18 protein-coding genes and 1 pseudogene are annotated in these 26,883 nt (G+C 70.7%); 13 read left to right on the top strand and 6 right to left on the bottom strand.

Going from position 1 to position 26,883, the window contains the following annotated elements; translation table 11 throughout:
- The first annotated feature begins 100 nt into the window (after positions 1-100).
- Entirely contained in the window at positions 101-3,478 is a 3,378-nt protein-coding gene (locus OG257_RS03115; protein ID WP_329204492.1) for a pyruvate carboxylase, read from the top strand.
- A gap of 72 nt (positions 3,479-3,550) precedes the next feature.
- Here the strand turns inward: OG257_RS03115 and OG257_RS03110 are convergent, their stop codons facing one another.
- A complete protein-coding gene (locus tag OG257_RS03110) occupies positions 3,551-4,423 on the bottom strand; it encodes a (2Fe-2S)-binding protein (protein WP_329204491.1) in 873 nt (290 codons plus the stop codon).
- A 215-nt stretch (positions 4,424-4,638) separates the two neighbouring features.
- Here OG257_RS03110 and OG257_RS03105 point away from each other — a divergent pair, with 215 nt between their 5' ends.
- The 5 genes from OG257_RS03105 to OG257_RS03085 are packed head-to-tail and all read left to right on the top strand — an operon-like array spanning position 4,639 to position 11,525.
- Positions 4,639-5,853, top strand: coding sequence for an ATP-grasp domain-containing protein (locus OG257_RS03105; protein ID WP_329204489.1), 1,215 nt, complete (start codon positions 4,639-4,641; stop codon positions 5,851-5,853).
- Positions 5,850-7,721: an IucA/IucC family protein gene (locus OG257_RS03100; RefSeq protein WP_443054254.1), complete on the top strand. Its 1,872-nt coding sequence runs from the start codon at positions 5,850-5,852 to the stop codon at positions 7,719-7,721. The genes OG257_RS03105 and OG257_RS03100 overlap by 4 nt, the downstream gene beginning before the upstream one ends.
- A 6-nt stretch (positions 7,722-7,727) precedes the next feature.
- Positions 7,728-9,479, top strand: a complete 1,752-nt coding sequence (locus OG257_RS03095) for an IucA/IucC family protein (protein ID WP_329204487.1) — start codon at positions 7,728-7,730, stop codon at positions 9,477-9,479.
- Positions 9,480-9,537: 58 nt separating this feature from the next.
- Positions 9,538-10,782, top strand: coding sequence for a type III PLP-dependent enzyme (locus tag OG257_RS03090; protein WP_329204486.1), 1,245 nt, complete (start codon positions 9,538-9,540; stop codon positions 10,780-10,782).
- A 29-nt stretch (positions 10,783-10,811) separates the two neighbouring features.
- Positions 10,812-11,525 (top strand): DUF2470 domain-containing protein, encoded by a 714-nt coding sequence (locus OG257_RS03085; RefSeq protein ID WP_329204485.1) that lies wholly within the window; start codon positions 10,812-10,814, stop codon positions 11,523-11,525.
- Positions 11,526-11,559: 34 nt separating this feature from the next.
- Here the strand turns inward: OG257_RS03085 and OG257_RS03080 are convergent, their stop codons facing one another.
- From OG257_RS03080 to OG257_RS03070, 3 genes are all read right to left on the bottom strand, one after another.
- On the bottom strand, positions 11,560-12,765 hold the full coding sequence (locus OG257_RS03080; RefSeq protein ID WP_329214872.1) for a cytochrome P450 family protein: 1,206 nt from the start codon (positions 12,763-12,765) through the stop codon (positions 11,560-11,562).
- A 116-nt stretch (positions 12,766-12,881) separates the two neighbouring features.
- On the bottom strand, positions 12,882-13,721 hold the full coding sequence (locus OG257_RS03075) for a class I SAM-dependent methyltransferase (protein ID WP_329204484.1): 840 nt from the start codon (positions 13,719-13,721) through the stop codon (positions 12,882-12,884).
- Positions 13,722-13,791: 70 nt separating this feature from the next.
- Positions 13,792-14,811: an aldo/keto reductase gene (locus OG257_RS03070; protein WP_329204483.1), complete on the bottom strand. Its 1,020-nt coding sequence runs from the start codon at positions 14,809-14,811 to the stop codon at positions 13,792-13,794.
- A 152-nt stretch (positions 14,812-14,963) separates the two neighbouring features.
- On the opposite strand from OG257_RS03070, the gene OG257_RS03065 reads away from it, so the two are divergent.
- Positions 14,964-15,554, top strand: a complete 591-nt coding sequence (locus tag OG257_RS03065; protein WP_329204482.1) for a TetR/AcrR family transcriptional regulator — start codon at positions 14,964-14,966, stop codon at positions 15,552-15,554.
- A gap of 34 nt (positions 15,555-15,588) precedes the next feature.
- Here the strand turns inward: OG257_RS03065 and OG257_RS03060 are convergent, their stop codons facing one another.
- Both OG257_RS03060 and OG257_RS03055 read right to left on the bottom strand, forming a co-directional pair.
- The gene (locus OG257_RS03060; protein ID WP_329204481.1) at positions 15,589-18,186 is read right to left on the bottom strand and encodes a tetratricopeptide repeat protein; all 2,598 of its coding nucleotides are present in this window, start codon (positions 18,184-18,186) and stop codon (positions 15,589-15,591) included.
- 258 nt (positions 18,187-18,444) lie between these two features.
- Complete coding sequence (locus tag OG257_RS03055) at positions 18,445-19,167, bottom strand: peptidoglycan-binding protein (RefSeq protein WP_329204480.1); 723 nt, start codon at positions 19,165-19,167, stop codon at positions 18,445-18,447.
- 324 nt (positions 19,168-19,491) lie between these two features.
- Here OG257_RS03055 and OG257_RS03050 point away from each other — a divergent pair, with 324 nt between their 5' ends.
- The 6 genes and pseudogenes from OG257_RS03050 to OG257_RS03025 all read left to right on the top strand — a co-directional run bounded on the left by OG257_RS03050 (position 19,492) and on the right by OG257_RS03025 (position 26,871).
- Positions 19,492-21,546, top strand: coding sequence for a hypothetical protein (locus OG257_RS03050; RefSeq protein ID WP_329204479.1), 2,055 nt, complete (start codon positions 19,492-19,494; stop codon positions 21,544-21,546).
- 1,284 nt (positions 21,547-22,830) lie between these two features.
- Positions 22,831-23,091: pseudogene (locus tag OG257_RS03045) on the top strand (peptidoglycan-binding protein); the annotation flags it as partial.
- Between the two features lie 113 nt (positions 23,092-23,204).
- The gene (locus OG257_RS03040; RefSeq protein ID WP_329204478.1) at positions 23,205-23,900 is read left to right on the top strand and encodes a hypothetical protein; all 696 of its coding nucleotides are present in this window, start codon (positions 23,205-23,207) and stop codon (positions 23,898-23,900) included.
- A 22-nt stretch (positions 23,901-23,922) separates the two neighbouring features.
- Positions 23,923-25,419 carry an esterase/lipase family protein gene (locus OG257_RS03035; RefSeq protein WP_329204477.1) on the top strand — a complete coding sequence of 499 codons (1,497 nt, stop codon included), beginning with the start codon at positions 23,923-23,925 and terminating at the stop codon, positions 25,417-25,419.
- A gap of 57 nt (positions 25,420-25,476) precedes the next feature.
- A complete protein-coding gene (locus OG257_RS03030; RefSeq protein ID WP_329204476.1) occupies positions 25,477-26,163 on the top strand; it encodes a M23 family metallopeptidase in 687 nt (228 codons plus the stop codon).
- Between the two features lie 21 nt (positions 26,164-26,184).
- Positions 26,185-26,871 carry a hypothetical protein gene (locus OG257_RS03025; protein WP_329204475.1) on the top strand — a complete coding sequence of 229 codons (687 nt, stop codon included), beginning with the start codon at positions 26,185-26,187 and terminating at the stop codon, positions 26,869-26,871.
- The last annotated feature ends 12 nt before the right edge of the window (positions 26,872-26,883 follow it).

The following is a 26,883-nucleotide window of genomic DNA, read 5'->3' as shown; positions in this document are numbered from 1 at the left end:
TGATCGGTACCGTCCACGGGGACAGCGGATGCCGATCCCGGCAGCCGGAATGACATCGCCACCTGGGGCCGCTGTGCCCGCAACACGACAGGGGACATTGATGTTCCGCAAGGTATTGGTCGCCAACCGGGGCGAGATCGCGATCCGCGCGTTCCGTGCGGCGTTCGAGCTCGGCATCTCCACCGTGGCCGTGTTCCCCCACGAGGACCGCAATTCGCTCCACCGTGCCAAAGCCGACGAGGCCTACCAGATCGGCGAAAAGGGCCACCCGGTGCGGGCCTACCTCTCGGTCGACGAGGTCATCAAGGCCGCACGCAAGGCGGGTGCCGACGCCGTCTATCCCGGATACGGCTTCCTGTCGGAGAACCCCGACCTCGCCGCCGCGTGCGCCGAGGCCGGGATCACCTTCGTCGGACCGCCCGCTTCCGTGCTGCACCTGACCGGCAACAAGTCCCGCGCCGTGGCGGCCGCCCGCGAGGCCGGTGTTCCCGTACTGAAGTCGTCGGAGCCGTCCACCGACGTGGACACGCTGGTCGACGCGGCCGACTCCATCGGGTTCCCGGTGTTCGTCAAGGCCGTCGCCGGTGGCGGCGGGCGGGGAATGCGGCGTGTCGCCGAGCCCGCCGAGCTGCGGGAGTCGATCGACGCGGCGATGCGCGAGGCGGAGTCGGCGTTCGGTGACGCCACCGTCTTCCTCGAGCAGGCCGTCATCAACCCGCGCCACATCGAGGTGCAGATCCTCGCCGACAACCAGGGCAACGTCGTCCACCTGTACGAGCGGGACTGTTCGCTGCAGCGGCGCCACCAGAAGGTGGTCGAGATCGCGCCCGCGCCGAACCTCGACCCCGAGCTGCGCGCGCGCATCTGCGCCGACGCCGTGGCGTTCGCCAAGCACATCGGGTACGTCAACGCGGGCACCGTGGAGTTCCTGGTCGACGAGCGCGGCAACCACGTCTTCATCGAGATGAACCCCCGCATCCAGGTGGAGCACACCGTCACCGAGCAGGTCACCGGACGGGACCTGGTGATCGGGCAGCTGCGGATCGCCGCGGGGAAGTCGCTTCCGGAACTGCGCCTGACGCAGGACGACATCGTGCTCAACGGCACCGCCATGCAGTGCCGTATCACCACCGAGGACCCTGCCAACGGCTTCCGTCCCGACACCGGCACCATCTCCGCGTACCGTTCCCCGGGCGGCCCCGGGGTACGGCTGGACGGCGGCACCGTCCACACCGGCGCCGAAGTGTCCGCCCACTTCGACTCGATGCTGGTCAAACTGACCTGCCACGGACACGACTTCGCCAACGCCGCCCGCCGCGCACGTCGGGCGATCGCCGAGTTCCGTATCCGCGGGGTCGCCACCAACCTGCCCTTCCTGGGCGCGGTGCTCGACCACCCCGGCTTCCGCGAGGGCCGCATCACGACCAGCTTCATCGCCGAGCACCCCGAACTGATCCGGGCGCGCCCCTCGGCGGACCGCGGAAGCCGCATGCTCACGTACCTCGCCGAGACGACGGTCAACCGTCCCCACGGCCCGCGTCCCCAGGTCATCGACCCGGCCCTCAAACTCCCTTCCGTCTCCCCGGGCACACCCTTCCGCGAAGGATCGCGGCAGCGCCTCGCGGCACTCGGGCCGGAGGCGTTCGCGGCGGAGCTGCGTGCGCAGCGGGCCGTCGCGGTGACGGACACGACCTTCCGCGACGCACACCAGTCCCTGTTGGCCACCCGGGTGAGGACGCGCGACCTGCTGGCCGTCGCCCCGCACGTCGCCCACACCGCACCGGAGCTCCTCAGCCTGGAGTGCTGGGGCGGCGCCACCTACGACGTGGCCCTGCGCTTCCTCGCCGAGGATCCCTGGGAGCGGCTCGCGGCCCTGCGGGAGGCGGTGCCCAACATCTGTACGCAGATGCTGCTGCGCGGGCGCAACACCGTCGGCTACACGCCGTACCCCGTCGAGGTGACCGAAGCCTTCGTCGCCGAGGCCGCGTCGACCGGCATGGACATCTTCCGGATCTTCGACGCGCTCAACGACGTCTCGCAGATGCGTCCCGCCATCGACGCCGTACGGTCCACCGGCACGGCGCTCGCCGAGGTCGCCCTCTGCTACACCGCGGACCTGTCGAACCCGGCCGAACAGCTCTACACGCTCGACTACTACCTGCGCCTCGCGGAAGAGATCGTCGAGGCCGGCGCGCACGTCCTGGCCATCAAGGACATGGCCGGCCTGCTGCGCCCGCCCGCCGCACGCACCCTGGTGACCGCGCTGCGCGAGCGCTTCGACCTTCCGGTGCATCTGCACACCCACGACACCGCCGGCGGCCAGCTCGCCACGCTGATCGCCGCGATCGACGCGGGCGTGGACGCCGTCGACGCCGCCGTCGCCTCGATGGCGGGCACCACCAGCCAGCCGTCGCTGTCCGCGCTCGTCGCGGCCACCGACCACACCGAGCGCGCGACCGGGCTGTCGCTCGACGCGGTCGGCGGACTCGAGCCGTACTGGGAGGCCGTGCGCAAGGTCTACGCACCCTTCGAGTCGGGACTGGCCTCGCCCACCGGGCGTGTCTACCACCACGAGATTCCCGGTGGTCAGCTGTCGAACCTGCGTCAGCAGGCCATCGCGCTCGGCCTCGGCGACCGCTTCGAGCTGATCGAGGACTGCTACGCGGCGGCCGACCGGATGCTGGGCCGGCTGGTCAAAGTGACCCCCTCGTCGAAGGTGGTGGGCGACCTCGCCCTGCACCTGGTCGGGGCCGGGGTCAGTGCGGCCGACTTCGAGTCCGACCCCGGCAAGTTCGACGTGCCGGACTCGGTGGTCGGCTTCCTGCGCGGCGAGCTGGGCGACCCTGCCGGTGGCTGGCCCGAGCCGTTCCGTACGCGCGCACTCCAGGGCCGCCCCGCGCAGTCCGAGGCCGCGACCCTGTCGGAGGAGGACCGCGAGGGACTCGGCCGGAACCGGCAGGCGACGCTGAACCGGCTGCTGTTCCCCGGCCCGACCAAGGAGTTCGACGCCCACCGCGAGGCCTACGGCGACACGTCCGTACTGCCCACGCAGGACTTCTTCTACGGTCTGGAGCCGGACACCGAGCACACGGTCACCCTGGGCGCCGGTGTCACGCTGCTGATCGAGCTGGAGGCGATCTCGGAGGCCGACGAACGTGGCTTCCGTACGGTGATGGCCACGCTCAACGGCCAGTTGCGCCCGGTCGCGGTGCGGGACACGTCCGTAGCCACCGAGGTCAAGGCCGCGGAGAAGGCCGAGCGGGGCAACGACGGGCATGTCCCCGCACCGTTCGCGGGCGTCGTGACGCTCCAGGTGGCGGAGGGCGATTCGGTGTCGGCGGGTCAGACGGTCGCCACCATCGAGGCGATGAAGATGGAGGCCTCCATCACCGCCCAGCGTGCGGGCACGGTCGCGCGTCTCGCGATCGGGAAGATCCAGCAGGTGGAGGCGGGCGATCTGCTCATCGAGATCGGCTGACGCCGGCTTCGTCATGACGGAAGGCCGGCCCGGGCGAGGTTCCCGGGCCGGCCTTCCGTCATGCGGGCGGTGTCACCCGGCGGCCGGGGTCCCTTCCGCTTCGATGCGGTTCAGCCGTTCGGCGTCGCAGGTGCGGGGGCAGGTGTCGCACGCCTCCGCGGGGCGGATCGTGTAGTAGAGGCAGCAGCCCGCCCGGTCCCGGGTCGGGTGCGACCTTCCGTCCGTGTCCGTCAGGTGCCGGAAGCCGGCGCCGGCGGGGAACGGCGGGACCGGTCCCGGCAGCAGCCGTCCGGCCGCGGCGACCGCCCGTTCCTCCTCGCCGAGCATGCGGCCCACGTACCAGATGCCCGAGACGAGGTCGTCCTCGACCATGCCCCACAGCGCCCGGGGCCCGCGCCGCACCCGGGGGCCGAGTGCCGCGCACAGCGGGCGCACCAGATCGGCGACGGCCGTCCGCAACGCGTCGCCGAGCGCGGCTTCGTCGGACACCCGGCGCACCCCTGGGAGTCCTTCCGCGGGGTCGCCCGGCAGACAGGCGAACGTACCCGGAACCACCTGGTACCGGTCCTCGCACCGGCCGATCCGCACATCCTCCGGGCGGGGCAGCGGAACCCGGCGGTCCAGGTACCAGGGCCCGCTGAGCAGCAGGCACAGCGACCAGAGGCAGTCGTGCAACAGTCGGGAGGCCACCACGTCGGGGCGGGCCCGGTGGTCGTAGCGCTCCGCGATCCGGGCGGCCTCCGTTTCGAGGAAGGCGTCCAGCAACCCGGGCCGGAGCGCCAGTTCGGCGACGTCGACCCAACTCTGACCTGCCGGTGCACCCGGCTCGGCGACCTCTGCGTCCAGACCCGGGCAGAGATCGGTGAGGCGGCGGTAGGTGGAGGCGAGGAGGGCGGAGGAGCTCTCGGCGGGCCGGAGGGACGCCGGTGCCGGGGCGAGGATCACGAAAGGCTCCTAGAGGGGTGCACACGTTCGAAGGGCGCGATCCGCGGTAAGGGCGGCAGCCCCGGCGGAAGGAGTGACTTAGGGGAGGCTCACCTTACTACTGATCAGGCATCGGTTCGACGAACCCCCCGTGCGTGTCGACCAGTTGGTAAAAGTAGGTTTGCCTAACCTAAGCTCCGTTTCTCGTCGTATCAGCGCGCCGGAAGTGACCGCCCATGCAGACGTACCTGCTTGCCCTCAATCCGACCGACTCGGTCATCAGCGGCTTCCTCCCGGCTGCCGGGCGGCTCGGCCTGTCCGTGACACTGCTCACCGACCAGCCAGGGGCGTACGGGCCACCCGGTGACCTCGGGCCGGACGTGGAGGTCGCCGCCTGCGACGTCCGTGACCACCGCGCCGTGATCACACACATCTCCCGGCGCGGGCAGCCCGCCGCCGTCCTCACCAACAGCGACCACCTCCAGACGCAGGGCGCGCTCGCAGCCGAGTTCTTCGGCCTGCCCGGCAAGGACTGGCGGGCCGCGCTGCGCACCAAGGACAAGGCCCTGATGCGCCGCCACCTCGCAGCCGCCGGGGCGGAACCCGTCCGTGCCGTCGAGATCCTCCCCGGACAGCCGCCGGCCGGGTGCGTCGATGCCGGGGGAGAGGTCGGGGGAGTGGTCTATCCCTGCGTCGTGAAACCGCGCGACGGCGTCGCCAGCGAAGACGTCGTACGCGCCGAAGGCCCCGCCGAACTGCTGAGGCTGTGCGAGGAGATCCGTGCACGCCGACCGGACGCCGCCCTGGTCGTCGAGGAGTTCCTGCCCGGCGAGCTGTACACCCTGGAGACCCTGGGCGACGGCGGGCGCCTGCACGTACTCGGCGGATTCCACACCCGTCTCTCGCCTCCGCCCCACTTCATCGAACAGCGGCTGACCTACGTCCCCGACCACCCCGCCCCCGTACGCGAGCAGATCCTCGAACAGCTCGCGCTGCTCGGCGTGGGTTTCGGTGCCTGTCACACCGAGTTCGTCGTCCACGAGGGCCGGGCGCGCATCATCGAGGTGAACTACCGCGCCATCGGCGACCACGGCGACCTGCTTCTCGCCGAACTGCTCGACATCCCGCTCTTCGACCACATCCTTGCCACCCATCTGGGCGAGGGCCTGCCGGAGAGCCTCGGTGCCCGCACGGACCGGGCCGCCCGGATCGACTCCCCGTGCGCCGACCGGGCAGGCGTGCTCGCCTCCGCGCCCGGCGCGGTCGACCGGGCCGAGGGAGACGTGCGCCTCACCTACCGGCCCATGCGCCCGACCGGTGAGCGCCACCCGCTGCACCGCACCAACCGCGACTACCTGGGCATCCTGCGGACCATCGGCCCCGACCAGGACTCCGTGGACCGCGCCGCCGACGCGTTCCTCGCCGCCCAGCGGTGGGAGATCACCCCGTGACCGCCGACCGGACCCTCACCCCGGACGAATCGGGAGAGGCCAGGCCCGGCACCGCCGAACTCCCGGCCGTCGCGGACCCCGACGCGGCCCACCAACTGCTGCGCGTTCTCAGTGCCCTGCTGCGCGAGGACGTGGGAGGGCTGCGCACCCGCACCACCCTCCACCACCGGGCCGACGGCCCCTGGCTGCGGCTCGCCACCGGTCCCGGCCGCGCCCTGCTCCTCGCCGTGCGCCAGGACGGATTCCAGGGGACCTGGGGCGCCCGGCTGCCCCTCCTGCACCAGGAACCGGACGGCACCGACCTGACCACCACCGACGAGGTGCTCGCCGCCCTGGCCCGGCTCGCCGCACCCGGGGACGCGCCCGGTTACGCGGCCTTCGCCGAGGAGTGCCGCAGCGACCTCGCGGCCCGCCGACTGCACGCCGCGACCCGGGCCCCGGTCCTCGCCCGCCTGTCGGACAGTCACGGGAACCGCCCGGCCCACTGGCGCGGCCACACCGGAGCCCTCGCCCACGACACCCTCGCCGCCCGGACCGACCACCCCGTGCACCCCGTGTCCCGCGGCCGGAAGGGCATGGGGGAACGGGAACTGCGCGCGTACGCACCCGAGTTCCACCCCCGGTTCCCGCTCCGTTGGCTGTCGTTGCCCGCCGGGCGGGTCACCCTGGCACCCGGCACCGCCTCCGGAGTGATCCCGGCCGCGTACAGCGCCTCGGAAACCGGAGCGGAACCCCTGCACGACGGCTGGCCCACGCCCGCCGAGCTGGGACTGCCCGGCAGCCACCACGAGGGGCACGTCCTGCTGCCCGTCCACCCCCTCACCGCCGCCGGCCGACTCCGCGATGCCCTGGCCGAGACCGGTCTCGCCGGGCACGCGGTCCTCGCCGAGGGGCCTCTGCTCGACGTCGTACCGACCCTTTCCATGCGGACCGTCGCGCTCGCGGGCCGGCCCGACACCCACCTCAAACTCCCCCTCGCCACTGCCACCCTGGGGCTGCTCAACCGCCGTACGGTCACCCCCGGTTCACTGCGCGACGGTGCCGCCGGGCAGCGCCTCCTGGAGGGCGTCCTGCGCCGCGAACCCCGCTTCGCGGGGCGCGTCCTGCTCGCCGACGAGACCCGCTACGCCCACGCCGGACACGAACTTCTCGCCGTACTCCGCCGCACCCAGCCGGCCGGACTCGACGACGCCGCCGTCCTGCCGCTCGCCGCACTGCCGGCTCCCGCCCCCGACGGGCGCCCGGTCATCGAGCACCTGGCCGACCGCTTCCACGGTGGCGACCCGGTCGCCCTCGCCGACGCCGTTCTGACCCTGCTGCTGGACTGGCAGACGACCCTCTTCGGCCACGGAGTCGCCCTGGAGTCCCACCAGCAGAACATCTCCCTCGTGCTCGGCGGCGCAACGGACGGGCCCCGGCTGCTCCTCAAGGACAACGACGGTCCGCGCGTCCACACCCGGCGGCTCGCCGAGGCATGGGGGTGCGCGGAGCCCACCGGTGACAGCCTCGGCTTCGCCGACGGGCGGATCTGCGGCACGCAGGACGCGCCTGTCGCCGACCTGTTCACCACCATCACCGTCCATCTGTGCGCGGGCTCCCTGGCCTTCGGCCTCGCCGCACACGGCACCGCGCCCCTCGACCGGCTGCTCGGGCTGGTACGCGACCGGCTCGCGGAGGCGATCGACCGGACCGCCGCCACCCGGCCCGACGCCGCGGCCGTGCTGCGCGCCCGCGTGCTCGACGCACCCGAGCTGCCCGTGAAGGCCATGGTGACGGCCGGCACCCTGCTCACCAAGGCCCGGTCCGGCGCCGCGGACATCAACAAGCACTACACCACCGGCCCCAACTACCTTTTGCGGAAGGCATGAACGCCGATGCCCAGCACCACCACGCCCCGCACCCCGGCCCACACACCGGTACACCCGCCCACCGCCGACGAAGCGGTCGGCCACACCCTCCTCAACTGCCTGCTGCGTGAGGCGACCGCGCCGCAGGACCGCACCCTCGCCGACGGCCGACTGGTCCTGCGCCTGCCACACCACGACACGCTTCTGCGGGTCGGAGTGCGCCGCGCCTCCCTCCTGGGCGCGCACCGCTTCACCGGCCCCGTGAGCATCCGGGAGAGCCTGCCGGGCGGCGCGTGGACGACGATCGGATGGCAGCGGCTCGCCGAACTGGTGCACGCCGAACTCTCCCTGCGCACCGGCACGGAGAACGACGAGTTCCTGGCCCAAGTGGCCGCCAGCCACCGTGCGGTCGCCGGCGCCCTCGCCCGCCGGGTCACCGCCTCCGCCCCCGGGGACCCGGTGGCCCGGCCGGATCCGCTCGCCGTCTACCTCGCCTCCGAGCAGTCCCTGCTCCTCGGCCACCGCTTCCACCCCACGCCCAAGACGCACGGCGGCGACCCCGAAGCCTGGACCGCGTACGCGCCGGAGGAAGGCGCCCGCTTCCCGCTGCGGCTGCTCGCCGTCCGGGAGGGGCTTCTCGTCGAGGAGACCGCCGAGCCCGGGGGAGCGGCGGCACTCGACCGGGCCGGAGAGGCACCGCCCGGGTACCGGCTGCTGCCCGCGCACCCCTGGCAGTACCGACTGCTGGGCGGCCACCCCGCTCTGCTGGCCGCCCTTGCCCGTCGGGACGTGCTCGACCTCGGTCCGGCAGGGGCACCCGTCACCCCTACCGCCTCCGTGCGTACGGTCCACGACGGGCACGCCTTTCTGAAGTTCAGCCTGGACGTGCGCATCACCAACTGCCTGCGGAAGAACGCCTCGTACGAGCTCACCGGTGCCGTCGCGCTGACCCGGCTGCTCGCCCCCGTCCTCGCCGACCTCGCCCGGCGCCACCCCTCGGCCGCCGTGCTCCGCGAGCCCGCCTACCGCTCGCTCGCCCTCCCCGGCGCCGACGGTCGCCCCGACCGCACCCTGCTCGAAGGCTTCGGTGTGATCGTCCGGGAGGGCCTCGCCCGTCACACTCCCGCGGGCACAACCCCCCTGCTGGCCGCGGCCGTTGCCGACGAGTACCCGCTCGGCCCCGGCCGGGTCTCCGAACTCCTGGCCGACGCCGGACCCGATGAGGCCGCCGAGTGGTGGCGCCGCTACACCGCCCTGCTCGTCCCGCCCGTCCTGACCGCGTACTTCCGCCACGGCGTGGTCCTCGAACCGCACCTCCAGAACGTCGTCGTCTGCGTCGGCCGCGACGGCTTCCCGGAGCGGGTCCTCTTCCGCGACCTCGAAGGCACCAAGCTCCTGCACGGCCACCACGCCGCGGCGCTGCGCAGGCTCCCCCGCGAGGTCGCCGGGCCCCTCACGTACGACCGGAGGCGCGGCTGGGACCGGGTCGTCTACTGCCTGATCGTCAACCACCTCGCCGAACTCCTCGCCGCCGTCGCCGACCTGCACCCCGAGACCGAACCCGTCCTCTGGCAGCAGGTGCGCACCACGCTGGAACAGAGCGCCGACTCCCTCGGCCGACCGCCCCAGCTGAGCGCACTGCTTGCGGGGGCACCGCTGCCGGCCAAGGCTAATCTGCTCACCCGCTGGCGCCGCTCGGCGGACCGCGACGCCGGGTACGTCCGCCTGCCGTCCCCGCTGGCCCCGCGACCTTCTGCCGAGGGGGAGCACGCCCCCTGACCCTGCGCCGCTCACCGCCGGCCAGCAGTCCTGCCCGCCAACGACGAACGGATCACCGGTGCCCCCATCCCTCCTCAACCCTGCCGTGCGGGCCGAGGCCCGTGCCCTCAGGACGAGTGAACTGCCCTGCTACGTGTACGACCTGACGGCCTTGGACCTCCACGCGGCGGCGGTGCGCGCATCCCTCCCGCGCACAGTGGAGCTGTACTACGCGGCGAAGGCCAACCCCGAACCGGAGGTCCTCGCCACCCTCGCCCCGTGGACCGACGGCTTCGAGGTGTCCTCCGGCGGCGAACTCGCCCATGTCCGCACTGCCGTGCCGGGGCAGCCCCTCGCCTTCTCCGGCCCGGGCAAGACCCCTGACGAGCTCGCTGCCGCACTGGCGGCCGGGGTGGAGCGGGTGCACGCCGAAAGCCTCCACGAGGTGAGGATGCTCCGGGCGCTCGCCGACCGCTCCTCCGTGCCGGGCCGCCCTCCCACCCGGGTCCTGCTCCGCGTCAACCCGGACGTTCCCGAAGGGACGCTGACAGGCAGCGCCCTCACGATGGGAGGCCGCCCCACTCCCTTCGGCATGGGGACCGAGGAGGCATCCGAAGCACTCCGCCTGCTCACCGGCGACGACTGCCCCGGGCTCGAAGCAGCCGGCGTCCACGCGCACCTGGCCAGCGGTCTGCCCGCCGAGGCACTGCTGCGGGTGGCCGAGGCGATCGTGGACGCGGCGGCCGGCCTGGCCCGCCGCCACGGGACGGCCCTGCCGGAAGTCGTCGTGGGCGGCGGCATGGCCGTGGACTACACCCGACCCGCCGACCGCTTCGACTGGGCAACGTACGGTGCGGGCCTGGACGCCCTGGCCCGGCGTCACCCCGGCGTGCGCCTGCGCGTCGAGCCCGGCCGTGCCCTGACCGCCTACTGCGGCTGGTACGTGACCGACGTACTGGATGTGAAACGCAGCCACGGGGAGGACGTGGCCGTGGTCCGCGGCGGCACCCACCACCTGCGGACACCGGCCGCCAAGGGGCACGACCAGCCGGCGGAGGTCGTGCCCGTCGAGCCGTGGCCGCACCCGTGGCCGCGCCCGGCGGCGGTGGGTGGCCGGGTGACGGTCGCCGGTCAGCTCTGCACGCCGAAGGACGTACTCGCCCGGGGGCTGGAGGCGGCCGGGCTCAGGGCGGGGGACCGGGTGGTCTTCGCCCTGGCCGGCGCGTACGCCTGGAACATCTCCCACCGCGACTTCCTGATGCACCCGGCGCCGGGCTTCCGATTTCTCGGCGGGTCGGGGACACGGAGCCCCGGAGAGTGCTAACTTAGGCAAGCCTAACCTAAGGAGACGATATGGCAGTCGCCCCTGCCCGCACCGCCGAGCTGTCCCACGCGGAGCGGATCCGCTCTGTCGTCGCCGCCGCGGGCTCGCTCAGCCTGACCACCGCCGGCGCGTCCTACGACCTCATCGCCATGCACACGGTCGAGAACGGGCGGCTCACGCTGCGTGTGCCCGAAGACACGCCGCTCGCCGCGGAGATGGTGTGCGCTCCGCACGGCGCGCTGGGCGCTCTTGTGGAGTTCACCGACGTCGCACCCGTCCGCGCAAGGGACCGGATCCGCGCCCGAGCCACGCTGTCCGGCTGGCTGACACAGTCCGGGCGGGGGCACGGGAACACCATCGTCCTGGGCCTGGACCCGGCGCGCGTCAGCATCCAGTGGCACGGGCGCGTCGAACACGTGGGCCTCGACGAGGTGTTCCGCGCGGAACCGGACGCCCTCGCGCTCCAGGAAGCGGCCATGCTGGGCCATCTGGACGACGACCACCGCGACGTGGTCGCCCGGCTCGCCCGCCTCGCCGCCCCCGAGGTGCGCCGCGGAGTGGTCGACGTCCGCCCGTACGCCATGGACCGGTACGGCTTCACCCTCCGCTACGAGTACGCCCAGGGCCACCGCGACGCCCGTCTCCTCTTCCCGGCCCCGGTGCGCGACGCCGCGGAGGTCGGGGTCCAGGTGGAAGCGCTGCTCGCCCACGCCCGCCACTGCCGGGGTGCCTCCCACTCCTGAACTGCCGCCCGTGACGCCGCCGGACAGCCCGTCCTCAGCCGTGCAGCCGCACCGGCAGGGTTCGCACGCTGTTGCCCACGAAGGACGCGTGCCGCGGCAGTTCGGGCTCGGGGACGGCGAGATCGAGGTCGGGGAAGCGGGTGAACAACTGCTCGAGCGCGGCCGTGCCTTCCATCCTGGCCAGGGGCGCGCCCATGCAGTAGTGCGCGCCATGGCCCAGCGAGAGGTGCCGGGACTCGCCGTTGCGGGTGACGTCGAAGCGGTCGGCGTCGGGCCCGTGGGCCTTCGTGTCGCGGCCCGCCGCGGAGTAACCGGCCAGCACCGGGGTCCCCTTGGGGATCACGGTCCCGCCGATGGACAGGTCGCGTGTCGGGTAGCGGAACGGGAAGTAGCTGACCGGGCTGTCCCAGCGCAGCGTCTCCTCGACCACGTCCGACCACGTCGCCCGGCCCGACCGGACCAGGGCGAGCTGGTCCCGGTGGGTGCACAGAGCCCGTACGGCGTTGGTGATCAGATTGAGCGTCGTCTCGTGCCCGGCGATGATCGTGAGCATCAGCGTGCCGATCAGCTCGTGCGGGCCGAGCCGGTCGCCGTTCTCCTCGCGGGCCGCGATCAGCGCGCTGGTGAGATCGTCCCCCGGACTCTCCGTCCGGGCGGCGGCCACCGCTCCCAGCACCTCGACCATCTCCCGGTTGGCCGCTATCGCCTCCGCGGGGCCGATGTCCGTGGCGACAACCTGGTTGGACAGGTGGTGCAGCCGGTCATGGTGTCGGGCGTCCACGCCCAGCAGTTCGCAGATGACACCCATCGGCAACGGCAACGCGAAGTGCGTACGCAGATCGGCGACGCCGTCACCGGCGGCGGCCGCCTCTTCGAGGCCGTCCAGGAGGGAAGCCGTCAACGCCTCGATGCGCGGGCGCATCTCCTCGACCCGGCGGGTGGTGAACGCCTTGCTCACCAAGGACCGCAGGCGCCGGTGATCGGCGCCGTCGGCGGTGGTCATCCCCTGCACCGTGGCGAACGTCTTCAGCGGCCAGCCGTCGGCGATCCCACCGGCCTGGAGTTCCGCGAAGTGCTGGGCGTTCTTGGCGACGTCGGGGTGCGACAGGAACTCCTTGAGCGCGTCGTGACCCAGTACCGCCATGCCCTCCACCTCGCCCGGGAGGATCACCGGCGTGACGGCACCCTGGGCCAGGAGTCGGGCGTTGGCCGCGTGCGGGCAGCCGCCTGCCGGGTCCATGCGGTGCGGCTGGTCCACTGCGGGGTTCACCGGTGACGTGTTCAACAGGGCTCTCCAGACTGAGGAATGAGTGGGTTCGGAGCACCGCGGTGGGCGGCGAGTGGTGACCGGGGCCGTCATCGTCTGTGGGACACCCCCAACTCGTTGAGGTAACGCTTCGTCACCCGGCCGTCGTACCGTCCCTCGATCAGGTCCGCGATGCACCCGAGCAGCCCGTTCCTGGCTGCCTCCGGAAGATCCCGGTGGCCGGAGTAGGTCCGCAGCACCTCCAGATAGTCCGACGTGGTGTAGGTGAGGTCCTGCTCGTACCGGCGGAAGGCCGTGGGGCCGAACCGGCCGCTTCGCGCCACCTCCCTCGCGTGGTCCGAGCCGTCGACGTCGGCGGCCGCGGGAGGTGTCAGCCCGGGCGGCGTCCGCGGGTCGAAGCGCTCGTAGCAGTGCTGGACCTCGGCGAAGAACTCCTCGGTGCCGCCCCGCACATGCTGGGTGCGCACCACGGCGAGAGCGCCGCCCGGACGCAGCGCGTCAGCGGCCTTGGCCACCCGTACCGCCGGGTCGATCCAGTGGAACGCCGTCGCCGAGACGACCGCGTCGAACGGCTCCTGCGGGAGCGGCCAGCTCTCGAACCGCGCCGTCACCACCTCGGCCGACGCTGCCCCGGCCAGGTTGCGCCGGGCGACCGCGGCCATGCGCGCTCCCGCCTCGACCGCCGTGATCCGGCAGCCGCGCCCGGCCAGTGGCACCGTTGCCTGGCCGGTCCCGCAACCCACCTCCAGTACACGGCTGCCGGGGCGGGCACCCGCGAGCTCCGCGAGGTCGTCGTACAGTTCCGGGGGATATCCGGGCCTGGCCCGGTCGTACAGCTCCGCGTCCTCGTCGAAGATCCCGCCCAGGTGCGCCCGCCGGGACTCCTCGGGTCTGTCGTCGCGTGGTGGACGGTCGGTGTTGTCGGGCATGGGAGCAGGCTAGCGATGTACGCCCGCTCCCGAGCGGCGCCCGGCGAATGGGTGGAAGACCTCCGGACGATCAGCGGCGCCGCAGCGACGGGTCGAGGAGCGCGGGCGGGGTGTCGAACTTCTCGTGTGCGGCGAGATCGACACCGGGAGCGACGATCGCGTCGATCGCATCGAGGACGTCTGCGGACAGGACGGTGTCAGCGGCAGCGAGTTGCGACTGCAGGTGGTTCAGCGTGCGGGGACCGATGATCGCGCTGGTCACCGCGGGATGCGCGGTCACGAATCCGAGGGCGAGCTGAATCATGGTCAGGCCGGCCTCCTCGGCGACCCCGGCCAACTGCTCGACGGCATCGAGCCTGGCCCGGTTGGAGGGGATGGTGGTGTCGAAGCGTTCCGGCATGACCGTCGAGCGGCTGGTGGTGATCTCCCGGCCCTCGCGGACCGCTCCCGACAGCCAGCCGGAGGCCAACGGGCTCCACGCCAGCACACCGAGCCCGTACTGCTCGGTCACGGGCAGCACGTGGGTCTCGATCCCGCGCTGCAGGATCGAGTAGCTGGGCTGTTCGGTGACGTAACGGCCCAGGTGGAACTCGCGGGCTGCCCACTGGGCCTGCACGAGCCGGTACGCGGGGAAGGTCGAGGAGCCGAAGTAGCGGATCTTTCCCGCGCGCTGCAGGTCGGTCAACGCCGACAGCGTCTCCTCGTCACTGGTGCGCGGGTCCCACCGGTGGATCTGGTAGAGATCGACGTGGTCGACACCGAGGCGGCGCAGGCTGTTGTCCAGCTCGGTGACCAGCCAGCGGCGCGAACTGCCCTGGTGATTGCGCTCGTCGCCCATCGGCATGTTCGCCTTCGTGGCCAGCACGATGTCGTCGCGGCGGCCTGCGATGGCTTTGCCGACCATCTCCTCCGACTCGCCGTCGCTGTACATGTCGGCGGTGTCGATGACGTTGATCCCGCCCTCGAGGGCGGCGTCGACCACGGCGGTGGCCTCGTCCTGGGTGGTGCGCCCGATCCTGCCGAAGTTCATCGCGCCGAGCGTGAGGGTGCTGACCTGCACGCCGGTGCGGCCCAAGGTGCGGTATTGCATGATCGTTTTCCTCCGTTGCGGGGGGTGCGGCGGCAGCGCGGACTGGTTGCCGGGCCGCTGCTCTGGCATGATGAGTAAACGGAACCTTGCTCCGTTAACGATACGGAACGGCGTTCCGCTTTGGCAAGCCCGACAGCGGACGGAGTGGCGCGGTGAACGACAGCGACGAGGGGACCGGGCGCGCGGCCCGGTCCAAGCGGGCGGACGCCCGGCGGAACGAGGAGACCCTGCTCGACGCGGCCGCCGCGGTCTTCGTCACGTCGGGCGTGGAGGCGCCGGTACGCGATATCGCGGCCAGGGCCGGCGTCGGGATGGGCACGATCTACCGCCACTTCCCGACCCGGGCGGACCTCATCATCGCCGTCTACCGACACCAGGTCGCGGCCTGCGCCGAGGCCGGTCCGGCCCTGCTGGAGGCCGCCGGGAGTCCGAACGCCGCACTGGGGCAATGGATCGACCTCTTCGTCGACTTCCTGGTGACGAAGCACGGGCTCGCCGCCGTACTGCAGTCCGACGACGCCGGTTTCGAGACGCTGCACGCCTACTTCCTCGACCGCCTCGTGCCCGTGTGCACCCAGCTGCTCGACGCCGCGGCCGCTTCCGGAGAGGTTCGGTCCGACCTGGAGGCCTACGCGCTCATGCGCGGCGTCGGGAACCTCTGCATCGGTGCCGACCGTGATCCCCGCTACGACGCCCGCCGGCTGGTCGGACTCCTCGTCGCGGGGCTGCGCCGGCCGCTGTGACCGTCGGCCTCGGGGATCGCACCCTTGCGGTAGCTCAGCCGGCTCGCCGGAGACCGTGCGGCCCGCCCGTTCTGATCACAGCAAGCGCACGCCACGGGCCGTGCGGGGTGTGGAAGTGCAGCAGCGCGTCGGACAGCGCCGTGGCGCTCTCCTCGGGGTCGAGGAGCTCACGCAGCGCCCGCCAGGCCATCTCGTAGTCCGAGCACACCTGATGGACAGCGGCTTGCTTGACGAAGTCCGGCGATGAGCCGTTCTGCCGCACCGAGGCCAGCCACTGCCCGCTGAGACGGATGGGGGAGTGGTGGTTGGCCGAGCCGTCCGACCTCGCCGCCACGGCAAGGCTCACCGCCGAGAGCCGATCCGTGAACGTCTCCTCGAAACTCGTGATCCGCTCCTGCACGTCGTCGAGAGCGTCCCAGGTCGCGTCGTCCAGCAGCTCGTCCAACTCGGGCAGGCGCGACGGCAGCCCGCACCTGATCAGCAGCCCGTTGTCGGCGATCTCCCTGACCCGCTGCAGGAGCCGTTCCCGGTCACGCCAGTTGCGCCCCTGGTCCGAGGCGATGCGGTCGACGCACCGCCAGAGCTCGGCCTCACCGACGAACCATTGGGCGAGGACGTGCCCGTCGGCGGGAAGCTGCCTGCGTCGGACGCGCCACGTGTGTTCCATGACCGCCGCGCATCCGCTCAGCAATCGTTTGTCGTAAGCCTTCATCTCCGGCCGCAGTGGACGCTCGGGCCGATGACGGTCCGGCGCGGCATGCGGGAACGTCTCCCGCTCGAAGCGGATGAAGCGGTTCTCCTGGCGCAGCTTCTCCAGATCCGGGTCCTCGATGAGCAGCCACGAACGCGTGACCGGATGGACGCCGCTCACATCGGCGTGCGCCGCGCCCTCCAGTTCGTCCACGGCCAGATCCGCGAGGGCTCTGCGTTCCTGATCTTCCGGCTGCCCCTCGGTCCCGTTCATCGCCACTGCGTACACGCATGCGGCGTTGTAGTTGTCCTGCCACAGGCGCCAGCCGCGGGACAACCACCGGCGCGCGGCGCGGAACGGGCCTCTGATCCTCTTGGTCCTGTGCGCGAGCGTCTCGGCGGAGGAGGGCCAGGAAAGGGGGTTCTCCAGAAGGCCCATCCCGTCGCGCTCCGCGTCCTCGTGGGCCCAGGCCAGGCGCAGGGGTGCCCACACATCCCGGTTGAGCCGCAGGGAGGTCCGGGTGAGCGTTCCGTGAGCACGGACGAACGGGTGCCGGAGGCGAATCATGCGGGGGTAGTCCGCGGCGAGTTGCTGCATCTCCTCCCTGCAGGCGAGCTGAAAGATCTCACGGACGATCGGATACCGGCGCCGCTCCTCTCCCAGTTCCGTCTCGAGCCACTCCTTGGCGCGCCTTTCCTGATCCCACGCGAACGGCTCCGCGCCGCCCGGGGGAATGAGCCCCATGAAGGCACGCCAGTGCCGGGCGGCGAGAGCGGGTGCGAGGGCCTGCCGGATCTCCTTCCGGGCGTGCGCGCGCCGCGGGCACGGCGGACGGTCGCTCTTGCACCACTGGTAGGCGGTCCGCTCCGCCACCCCGAGGACGACGGCGTAGCGGAAGCGCGCCTCCAGGAGACCGCTTTGCCACCATCCGTAGCGGCGGCGGAGGATCCGGCGAGGGTCCCAGGAGCGCATTCCTGTACGTGCGTTGCGCTGCGCGCTGTTCTGGCCGTCCAGGAGGATGGCCCCGTAGTACGTCTCCAGGGCGTCGAGGTGAAGCCAGAGCTGCTCCTGGATCCCCGCGATCTGCGTGCGGAGGTAGAGGTTGGTCGGATCGAGTCGCAACGCCTCGTAGTAGCGGTCCAGGGCGTCGTCGAACTTCCGCTCCTGGCTGAGCTCCCGAGCCTGCTGGTAGGCGGCGAAGAGGTCCGGCGGCAGGTCCTGGCCGCGCCATCCCTGCCAAGGGGGGCGCCGGCCGGCCCGGGTGACGGGCACCAGGGTCGCCATCACCCAGTAGCCCGCCTCCTGAATGGCTTCCTCCCATGTCGGACTCCAGATCGATTCCGTGCGGCTGCCCCGGATCGCGTAGGAGGTGACAGTGACGGTGATACCGAAACCGGGCTCCTGATCCCGTACCCGGAGGACTCCGCGAACCGTGTAGGCGATCTTCGGACGCAAGCGGCTGAAGAGGCGGAGAAGGCTCGTGCCCAGTTTCTTGGGTTCGAGGTCGACGTCACCGAGCAGATCGAGGAAGTTGTCAGCCGGTGCCTCCGCGGGCAGGGCCGTCGGCGGATAGAGGTTCGTCTCCGACAGTTGTTTGCGCAACTGCGCGGTGAGTCCCTCCAGTTGCTGTTCGATACCCGGTGCCGAGGCGACGAGCTTCTTCACGTCCACGGCCCCGGGCTTGTGGGCGTAGTACATGAGCATCCAGCGCCGAAGCGCCATGAACAGGATGATGAGCAGCAGCAGACAACCGAGCCGGGCGCTCAACGAGGCCCCGTCACTGCCCCCCTTCACCAGACGGGCCGCACCGTCGACGAATTGCATGAACCACTCGGCCGGAACCTCGATGACCTTCATCCAGCCCGTCGCCTGCCAGGTGGGTCCCTCACCGCCGACAGCGCGGATCACGACGAACAGGGCGACGAAGACAAGGGCTGTCATTGCTGCTGAACGCATCACATGAGGCGCTCGTAGCGAAGACACATCGGCAGGGGATTGGTGCTCGGAACGAGAGGACATGACCGCCTCTGATCGCGCGTGCCTTCACAGCCAAGTGTTCTACGATTCCGAGGCCTGGCAAGTCGACGGGAAATGAACTGCTTCGCGGCCCGTGCGGTTGCCCGGCCGGGCCCCATATGGCTTCCAGGACGAGGCAATTGACCAGGCAACCACCTTGCTCCGGAAAGCCCGCAGCGGCTCTCAGTATCCGCGGGCAGGCCGCTTCGGATCGGCCTGCTGAACACGTGAGGAGAAATTGGAACCCGCCCGGTTCACGCCATAGCGATCACGTACATAATTGATGGTGGCGGACATGCAGGCGACCACGTCGTACGGGGTCGTGGCGGTCTCCGCCTGGTGGTAGGCGGCGAATGTGGTGGGAATGCACTGAGTGGCGCCCCGCGAACAGTTCTGCGGATGCCCGTCGGCCATGATCCGGCCGCGCGCGTTCGAGTCCACAGTGTTGACCCGCCAGCGCCGGTCGTTGCAGGCGGATTCCCGCTTGGCGATGGTGACCAGCGCCGGGACTCCGAAGCGCGGGTCCATGCCGGTCAGGGCGCAGGCCTTCCGGGCGTAGTTCTCCATCGCGGCCGGCCCGGCGTCGTCGTGCGGGTCGTTGTACGTGACCTGCGTCAAGCCCAGCTTTCCCGCAGGCGCGGGAGCCGCCACGGCGCCGCGACAGTCCACCGAGAAGCCTGTGAGGCGCCCGAGCTCGGTCAGGGATGTGCAGCCGGGGATTCCGTCCGCGTCGGCCCCGGCATAGCCCTGGGCGCGCTGCTCCTCCGCATAGGCGGCCCTGGTCTGCTCCCCGAAGAATCCGGTGACGCCGTCCGGAATGTCACGTCCCCGGTCGATGAGGGCGCGCTGGACGGTACGGACATCTTCGTGGGACTTGCCGAATTGAGTGTTTCCGAGCAGCACCATGCGTGTCGCCTCCTCGTCCCGGGAAAGGAGCATTGAGTAGACGCACTGTCAACTCCTGTCTCCATTCTGACGTTGAGGAAGACAGATGCAAGCGGGCGAAGTTCCGGGCTGAGGTGCATGTTTCACCCGAATGCTGAATACTGGGAACCGTCCTAATCGGGCATCAAGTGCTCACGCGCGGTCGCGTGAATCGGTCCGCCAATGTGCCTTTGCCGACCGGACTCGATGAGGTCCGGTCGTCCCCCCTTCGCGTGCTGCTTCTCCGATCGCTCTCCCGCTCTTCCCGAAATGGACTCGCACAGTACCGAGCGAAAGGAGAAGGCCATGCCCGTGGACCAGCAACTCCAGGTGACCGGGGGTGTAACGCAAGCCCTGCTCGCCGCGCTCGACCAGGTCCACTCCGCGATCACGGCCAGGATGGTGGGCCCGGACGGCAAGCCGTCCGGCACCGCGGTCTACATGCACCTGCCCGTCGGACACCCCATCGACCCCTCGATGTACTCCTACCCGTGGACCCCCGCCGGCGGCTCGTCGGCCCCTGGCGCGAGCACGGACAGCCGGTTCGCCCCCGCTGCCCCTGCCACACCGGCCACGCCCGAGGGCGTCACGCCCGCGGCTGCTCTGGCAGCGACGCCTCCTCAACCGGATGCCCAGCTCCAGCACGCGATCCAGTCGGCGTTCAACACCTCACAGCGTGTCGACAACATGCTGATGGTCACCAAGAACGGCGTCGCCTCCTCCTGGGCCGACCGCAAGGTCAGCTTCGCGTACCAGACCGCGCTGGCGGGAATGCAGGCGGAACCCGTGCCCCCTCCCACGCCGGAGGTCCAGGCGCGCATCGATGCCGCCAAGAAGATGCTCTTCGTCTTCGACGCCGACGGCAACATGACCGGCTACACGCGAAAGTACGAGATCTACAACCACAACAGGAAGACGTGGGAAGACGCAGTGGGCGCCTTCGCCAACGCGCACGCTGCGGCGATGACGGACCCGGCCCAGGGCCAGGTCTGGCCCGTGACCAGCGCGAAGTTCCAGGGCGCGGTCGACAGGGCGTGGAACGACCTGCACGCCATGGGCGCCAAGGAGATCGAGGACGCCATCGCGACGACGCAGTCGATCGGAGGCAGCGCCGCCGCGACGTTCATCGCCCAGGCGCGCAAGCTCTTCGAGGCGTACTCGCTCGGGCTCTCCGGTGCCGTGGCGGCGAAGGTTCCGTGGTCCTACATCGACCCGGTCTCGTGGTGGGACCACACGAACAAGAGCTTCGGTGTGAATCACGTCGTTGCCTCGTCCACATCCTTCAACTCGTCCGGTTCGGGTGGGACCAACCAGTTCAGCCGCTCCTACTACGACAACTACGCGTCCTCCACCTCGGGAGGCGTGGGCTTCAGCGCCGGACTCTTCAGCATCGGAGCCAACGCCGCGCACTCGGACAGCAGCAGTACCTCGGGAGCGCACGCGGACAGTGGGTCCCACTCCAAGTTCGCGGACGTCAGTTCCTCGGCGACTGTGGACTTCGAGTGGTTCCTGGCCAGCATCGAGCGTCCCTGGCTGCTCGGCGACCTCTTCCACATGAACGGCTGGTACATCGTCGGCCAGAAGGCGGGCTGCATCAGCGACGGCACGGTGGAGGGGCAGATCCCGCCCGGCGGGGACGACAAGCTGCTCCCGATGGTGCCCAAGGGCTTCATCGTCATGCGCAACGTCAAGATCACGGCCGACAACTGGGGGAACGCGGGCGACGCCTTCCAGAAGGCCGTCTCCGACAGCACCAGCAACACCAGCGCCGAATCGACGAGTTACGGCGGCAACGTCGGCTACTTCGGGATCGGCGGCAACGTGCAGCGCAGCTCTTCCGAGTCTCACGGTGTGTTCGAGACGAAGGCGAGCAGCGACTACGGGTGGTCGTTCCACCGTGACGGGCAAGCCGGAACCCTGGAGATTCTCGGCGGTCAGATCGTGGGCTGGGTCGGGGAGATCCAGGCGAAGGCGCCGAAGGTGGACGCCCCCGAGACTGCGGAGAAGGACGCGGGTGAGGCCCCCAAGCCGGACGCCGCGAAGGACGCGGCTGCTCCTGCTGCTCCCGCTGCTCCGGCTGCGACTGAGGGAGCTGCTGCTCCGGCGGCCCCGGCGGCCCCTGCGGCCCCTGCGGCTGCTCCGGCGGCCCCTGCTCCGGCAGCCCCTGCACCCGCGGCTCCGGCAGCCCCTGCACCCGCCGCTCCGGCAGCCCCTGCTCCCGCCGCGCCGACCGCTCCCATCACACCGGCCGCTCCGGCAGCACCTGTAGCACCGGCTGCTCCTGCGGCCCCTGCACCGGCCACACCTCCGGTCGGACAGCCGAGTGCCGACGCAACTCCTCCTTCCACGCCCAGTCCCTGACAGGGTGTCAGGAAAATGGCAGCCGACAAGGGCCCGTCATCTGCGTTCGGTCAGCAGGTCCTCGACCGACTGGTCGAGATCTACGCAGGTGGCGGCCCAGGGTTCGCGTTGGCGGTCCTGCCGGGGCAGGCCGTCGACAACGACCTCGTGCAGAACGGTGTCGTCAATCCGCTCGTTGTCTCCGAGTGGCTGCGCGCCGAGTACGACTATCCCTTGCTCCTTCGGCTGAGTGACTGCACTCCCATTCCGGCGGCAATCGGCAGTGGCATCACGGCCTCGTCCTTGTACGCGGCGATTGCCGGGTACGGCCGCCCCGCCGGTGCCGATGGATCGGAGTCCGCAGCGAGGGTCCGCGATCTGCTGAACCTCGCACGCAAGGATCTGGGCCCCAACCCCGAGGCGCTGCCGCTGAGCGTCGAGCCGGACGACTGGGCGGCCCCCAGCGGGGCCGCCCACTGGCAGTCGTTCGACACCACCATCGCGGAAACACCGTCGGACGCCCCCGCCGCGGGGCAGGGGACGTCCGGTGTCGTGGCGAACCCTTTGCTGTGGCGGCTGCGCGGACAGGTCGAGGAGGGGGTGGCAGCGGCACCCCGAGACACCATGCTGGGACTGAACGCCGACCGGGCGTCCGCATTGAGGGTCGCGATGGAGTCCGTGACGGAGGAGAGCCCGGGGGGCGATCCGGGCACGGCCGCCGCCCTCCTGCCGCCCGAGGTCGCCACCGCGCAGGAGCACGCTGCCCTCTCGAACTCGGCCGTCCGCCTGATGCCGTCTCTGCGGCCCAGGATGATCACGGCAGTCGGGGCGGAGGCGGTCGTGGACGACGTCCCCGCGCCTGAGCCGCCCACGAGCGCGACAGATCCGGGCAGCGACCTGCACGTGCACTTCGAACACTGCCTGGTCCGGATCGTCCGGCGGATCGGTGGCCGGTCCTGGTGGCACGGCGAACTGATAGCGGACGCGGGCTGGTACCTGCCCGGAATGCGGCGTGGGCAGCTCGTGCCCAGTCCGCCCGAGGACGGCACCGCACACTGTCTGCCCCAGGCCCTGCTGCTGGTCAGAGATGTCCGCATCACCGGGCAGTGGACCGACGGCGCGCGCGCCGCGCTGGGCACGTCGATGCCGGCGTTCGGCCCGTTCCTGCTCCGGTCGGACGCGGCCGCGTCGGTGGGCGGCGACGGCACCGTCGCCCGGACGACGACGGTCCTCGGCCTCGGCACACAGGTCATCGGCGTGCTCGGTACTCCTCTGCCGGCGTTGCCGCCCACCGATGATCCTGGGCGGCCGCCGGCGCCGGAGTACGAGCCGTTCCCGGGCGCCAAGTGGTTCAAGGGCGCCCCCAGGAGCCCGGTGATCCACGCCATGGGCAAGCGGCTCGTGCAGGAGGGGTGCTCCGCCTACAAGGAGGCCCCCGGGCCTCAATGGACGCAGGCCGACCGTGCGTCCTTCACCCTGTGGCAGCGGAAACTCGGATACCGCGGAACGGACGCGGACGGAATTCCTGGACCCGCCTCCTGGAAGGCCTTGCGAGTACCGCGCTGAGGGCTTTCCGCGGCGGTGTGGAATTCGCGCCCGGTACACCTCAACTCCTGTGGCCGGACGGGTTGATGAGGACTAGAGTTGAGTTATTCGGCCTCTGTGGGGAAGTGGTGACGATGGATTGGCGGGTCGCAACAAGCCTCGAAACGCTGCGGCATCAACTGAACGCCAGATTTCCCGGTCGTTCCACCGCCTCGGACGGCGGGATCGGGGACGAGGCGCATCAGAAGTCCGGAAGCGCGAGCGATCACAATCCCTGGTACGGACCCGGAATCGTCACCGCGCGGGACTTCACCCACGATCCGGCCCACGGCCTCGACATCCAGCAGATCGGTGACCAGCTGCTGGGCAGTCAGGACCCCAGGATCAAATACGTCATCGCCAACCGCCGCATCGGCAGCAGCCGCAGCTGGCAGTGGGGCCCGTACGACGGTGCGAACCCGCACGAGAAGCACTTTCACCTCTCCGTGGTCGCGAGCCCGCTGTGCGACGACGACCGGCCCTGGAACCTCCCCGTGTTCGGGGAGACACCGGAGGACCGCGGGGGTGAACACGTCGAGACCGGCACCGTTTTCATGACGTGGGGAACCGGCGTGAACGTACGCCAGGAGCCGCTCCTGAGTGCGCCGGTCGTCGCCGTACTTGCCGGCCCCACCCAGGTGCGTGTGTCGTGCCAGCGGGAGGGCGAGACGGTGAGCACCGCGGGCCACACCAACAACGCCTGGTCCTTCCTCCCCGAATACGGGGGATACGTCTCCAACATCTTCATCGACCATCCAAGTGCCTGGCTCCCGGATATCCCTTCGTGCTGACCGGGGGCAGTGAGGTGTCCTCATGCCTGGCAGAGAAAAGCTCCCGATCGTTTATGTACGAGGATTCGCGGGCGACACCTCGGGAATCAACAACGTCGTCATGGATCCGTTCTACGGATTCAACGAGGGTTCCACCCATGTGCGCGTAGGAGCAGGCAATCAGCCCAGCTTCCACCAGTTCGAGAGCCCTCTTCTGCGACTGCATCTGGACGAGGGATACAACATTCTGGTCGAGGGGGGTCAGGAAGCCTATCTCGACACCCATGAGGCGGTTCCGCCCGACAGCGTCTGGGTGCACCGCTTCTACGACGTCTCCGCGAACACCTGGGACGGCACGGCCGAGGAGTTCCGGCTGGAGGACGCCGCTGCTGATCTGCTGCGGCTCGTCGACAAGATCCGTGCCAAGTCCGGGGCTCCCCGCGTCCACCTCGTCGCCCATTCCATGGGCGGACTCATCTGCCGGTGCCTCGTGCAGAAGATCCTGCCGGATCTCGGCCGTGACCCGGCCGAGTGCGTCGACAAGCTGTTCACGTACGGAACACCGCACGGAGGGATCGCCTTCGAGGCGGGCTTCGGTCTGTTCGAGAAGGTGCGTGATGCGATCGGCATCAACGGGGCCGACATCTTCGGACCGCAGCGCATGTACGAGTACCTCACCCCCACGGCGGCGCTGGACCCGAACGGCCGCCCCGAAGGCTGGCGCGCCCGTGACATGCCCGAGCGCGGCACCGACGCACCCCTCGCCTTTCCCCGGCACCGGGTCTTCTGCCTGGTGGGGACGAACCCCACGGACTACGAGGTCGCTTTCGGCCTCTCGTCCGCAGCCGTGGGCAGTCGCAGCGACGGGCTGGTGCAGATCGAGAACGCCTATGTCCCCGGGGCACACCGGGCATACCTGCACCGCAGTCACAGCGGCCGCTACGGCCTCGTGAACTCGGAGGAGGGGTACCAGAACCTGCGGCGCTTCCTCTTCGGCGACCGGAAGGTGGTGGCCGAACTGGTCGGGCACCGGCTCCCTTCGGACCGCACGGCCACGTGGCAGGCCGAGACCCAGCTGTCGGTGCGCGGTCTGCCGGTGCTGATCCACGAGCGGTCGACCGCTCACTGGTGTCCGGTTCAACTGTCCTCGTCGGATCCGCAGGACACCGTGCCGCTGACGACAACCTTCCTGTGCAGCTCCCTGCGCCCGGGGGACGGGAGCGGAACCATGCGCTACGCGCTGCACCTGCGCATCCTGTCGCTGCGCGAACGCGACGGGTTCCTGAGTTTCGGCGACCATCTCGAACAGACTGCCGACTTCGACGACATCCTCGTCATCGACGTCGGCAAGGGGACCTGGGCTGCCTGGAACTCCCTCATCCCCGGTGCGATCAGGGACCACGAGCCCAGCGGCGCACCTGTTGCCGACGAGGACTCCAGCACCGGTGTGTGGGTGGCCGGCATCCCGCTGCCCGAGAGCGCCACGCCGATCCTCGGCGAACAGGCGAGGATCCGCCTCACCGTCACCCCGTGGAGCTGATGCGCTGCAGTGCCACGACATGCGTCAGGAGCAAGGAGAGAGTGGGATGAGTTCGTCATGGTGATGCTGGCCAAGGTTCAGTACGGCGAGTCGAACGACGACATCCGGATCGTCCAGCAGGCACTGATCGCCCGGGGACGAAGCATCCCGGACGGCGCCACCGGTCTCTTCGGGGACCAGACCAAGGCCGCCTACGCGGCGGAGCAGGAGGCCCAGGGATACAGCGGAGCCGACGCCGACGGCGTACCGGGCTGCAAGTCCCTCACGGAACTCGGCCGTCTCGGTGGCTTTCCCGTCGACTGCACGGGAGTCCCCGAAGGGAGCAACACGTCCAAGGGCTCGCCACGGGTGGCGTCCCCGGTACCCGGGCGCCGTGTGTCGTTCGCGTTCTTCGCCCGCGGCCCCTACGCGTGGAAGCCCGACGGGGTGGGCCGCCACACGGGGCAGGACTTCGCCGCTCCGGCCGGCGCCCCTGTGGTGGCCGTACGCAAGGGGACCATCGCCTGGTCCAACGGCGGTGGCGGCGCCTACGGCAAGTGGATCGGCCTGCGGGCCGACAACGGCCACGTGTACACGTACTGCCACCTCTCCGCGCTGCAGGTCAAGGAGGGCCAGGCCGTCCGCGCGGGCCAACAGCTCGGCAAGGTCGGCTCCACCGGCAACTCCACAGGCCCGCACCTGCACTTCGAGATGTCGAAGGGCCCCTCCTGGTCCTACGGCCTCGTCGCGAAGCCTCAATGGTGAAGACGAAGGAGCGAAGCCGTCATGCCCCGAACCAATCCCTACGGCCAGGAGAAGGACGGAGACTTCGGCTCCTCGGTCGAAGCCAGAGGCTGGCAGGCCGGCTACGACGCCGGTGTCAGCACACCCCCCGACGTGCCGCAGACGCCGTCGACCCGGCATCCCGGATTCATGGACGCCTGGGCGGAGGGCGCGGCCGCCGGAAACGCCGACGGCCGGGCCGAGGGCTGGCGGCTGCGGCCCGTGACGGACAGCAGCGGGTTCGTCGTCAGAGTGCCGGGCGCGGAGCCGGAGAGCAGCGGTGAGAGCGGCGACATGGGCGGTGCGTTCGCCGTGGCCTGGAAGAGCGTCGGGGACCTGCCACTGGCGCTGATCCTGCAGCAGTTCGCGCCCGGGGCCGGAACCGGGGCCCATACCCAGCTCGCGGGCCGGGCTCTGGACCAGGTGATCGCCGACAAGGGCGGGCCTGCACAGTTGTATCTGCCGCTCTGTGTCTCTCCGCCGCACGAGCTCTCGGGGGATGCCCTGCACGATGCCGGCTACTGGCACGGCGACGTTTCCGACACCTTCGACGAGGCCGGGAAGGCAGCGACCTCCCATGCGCTCGTCCGGGTCCCGCACTTCTCCGGGCTGGTCCGCTACCGGCCCGCGGGCACCCACAACTTCTGGGACTGGCTGCCCCTGCAGACGAACCGTCCCGACGAACCATGAGCTGAATCCCCA

It is taken from the genome of Streptomyces sp. NBC_00683 (assembly GCF_036226745.1).
Lineage (GTDB): Bacteria > Actinomycetota > Actinomycetes > Streptomycetales > Streptomycetaceae > Streptomyces.
This window is presented reverse-complemented; position numbering and strand designations above follow the sequence as displayed.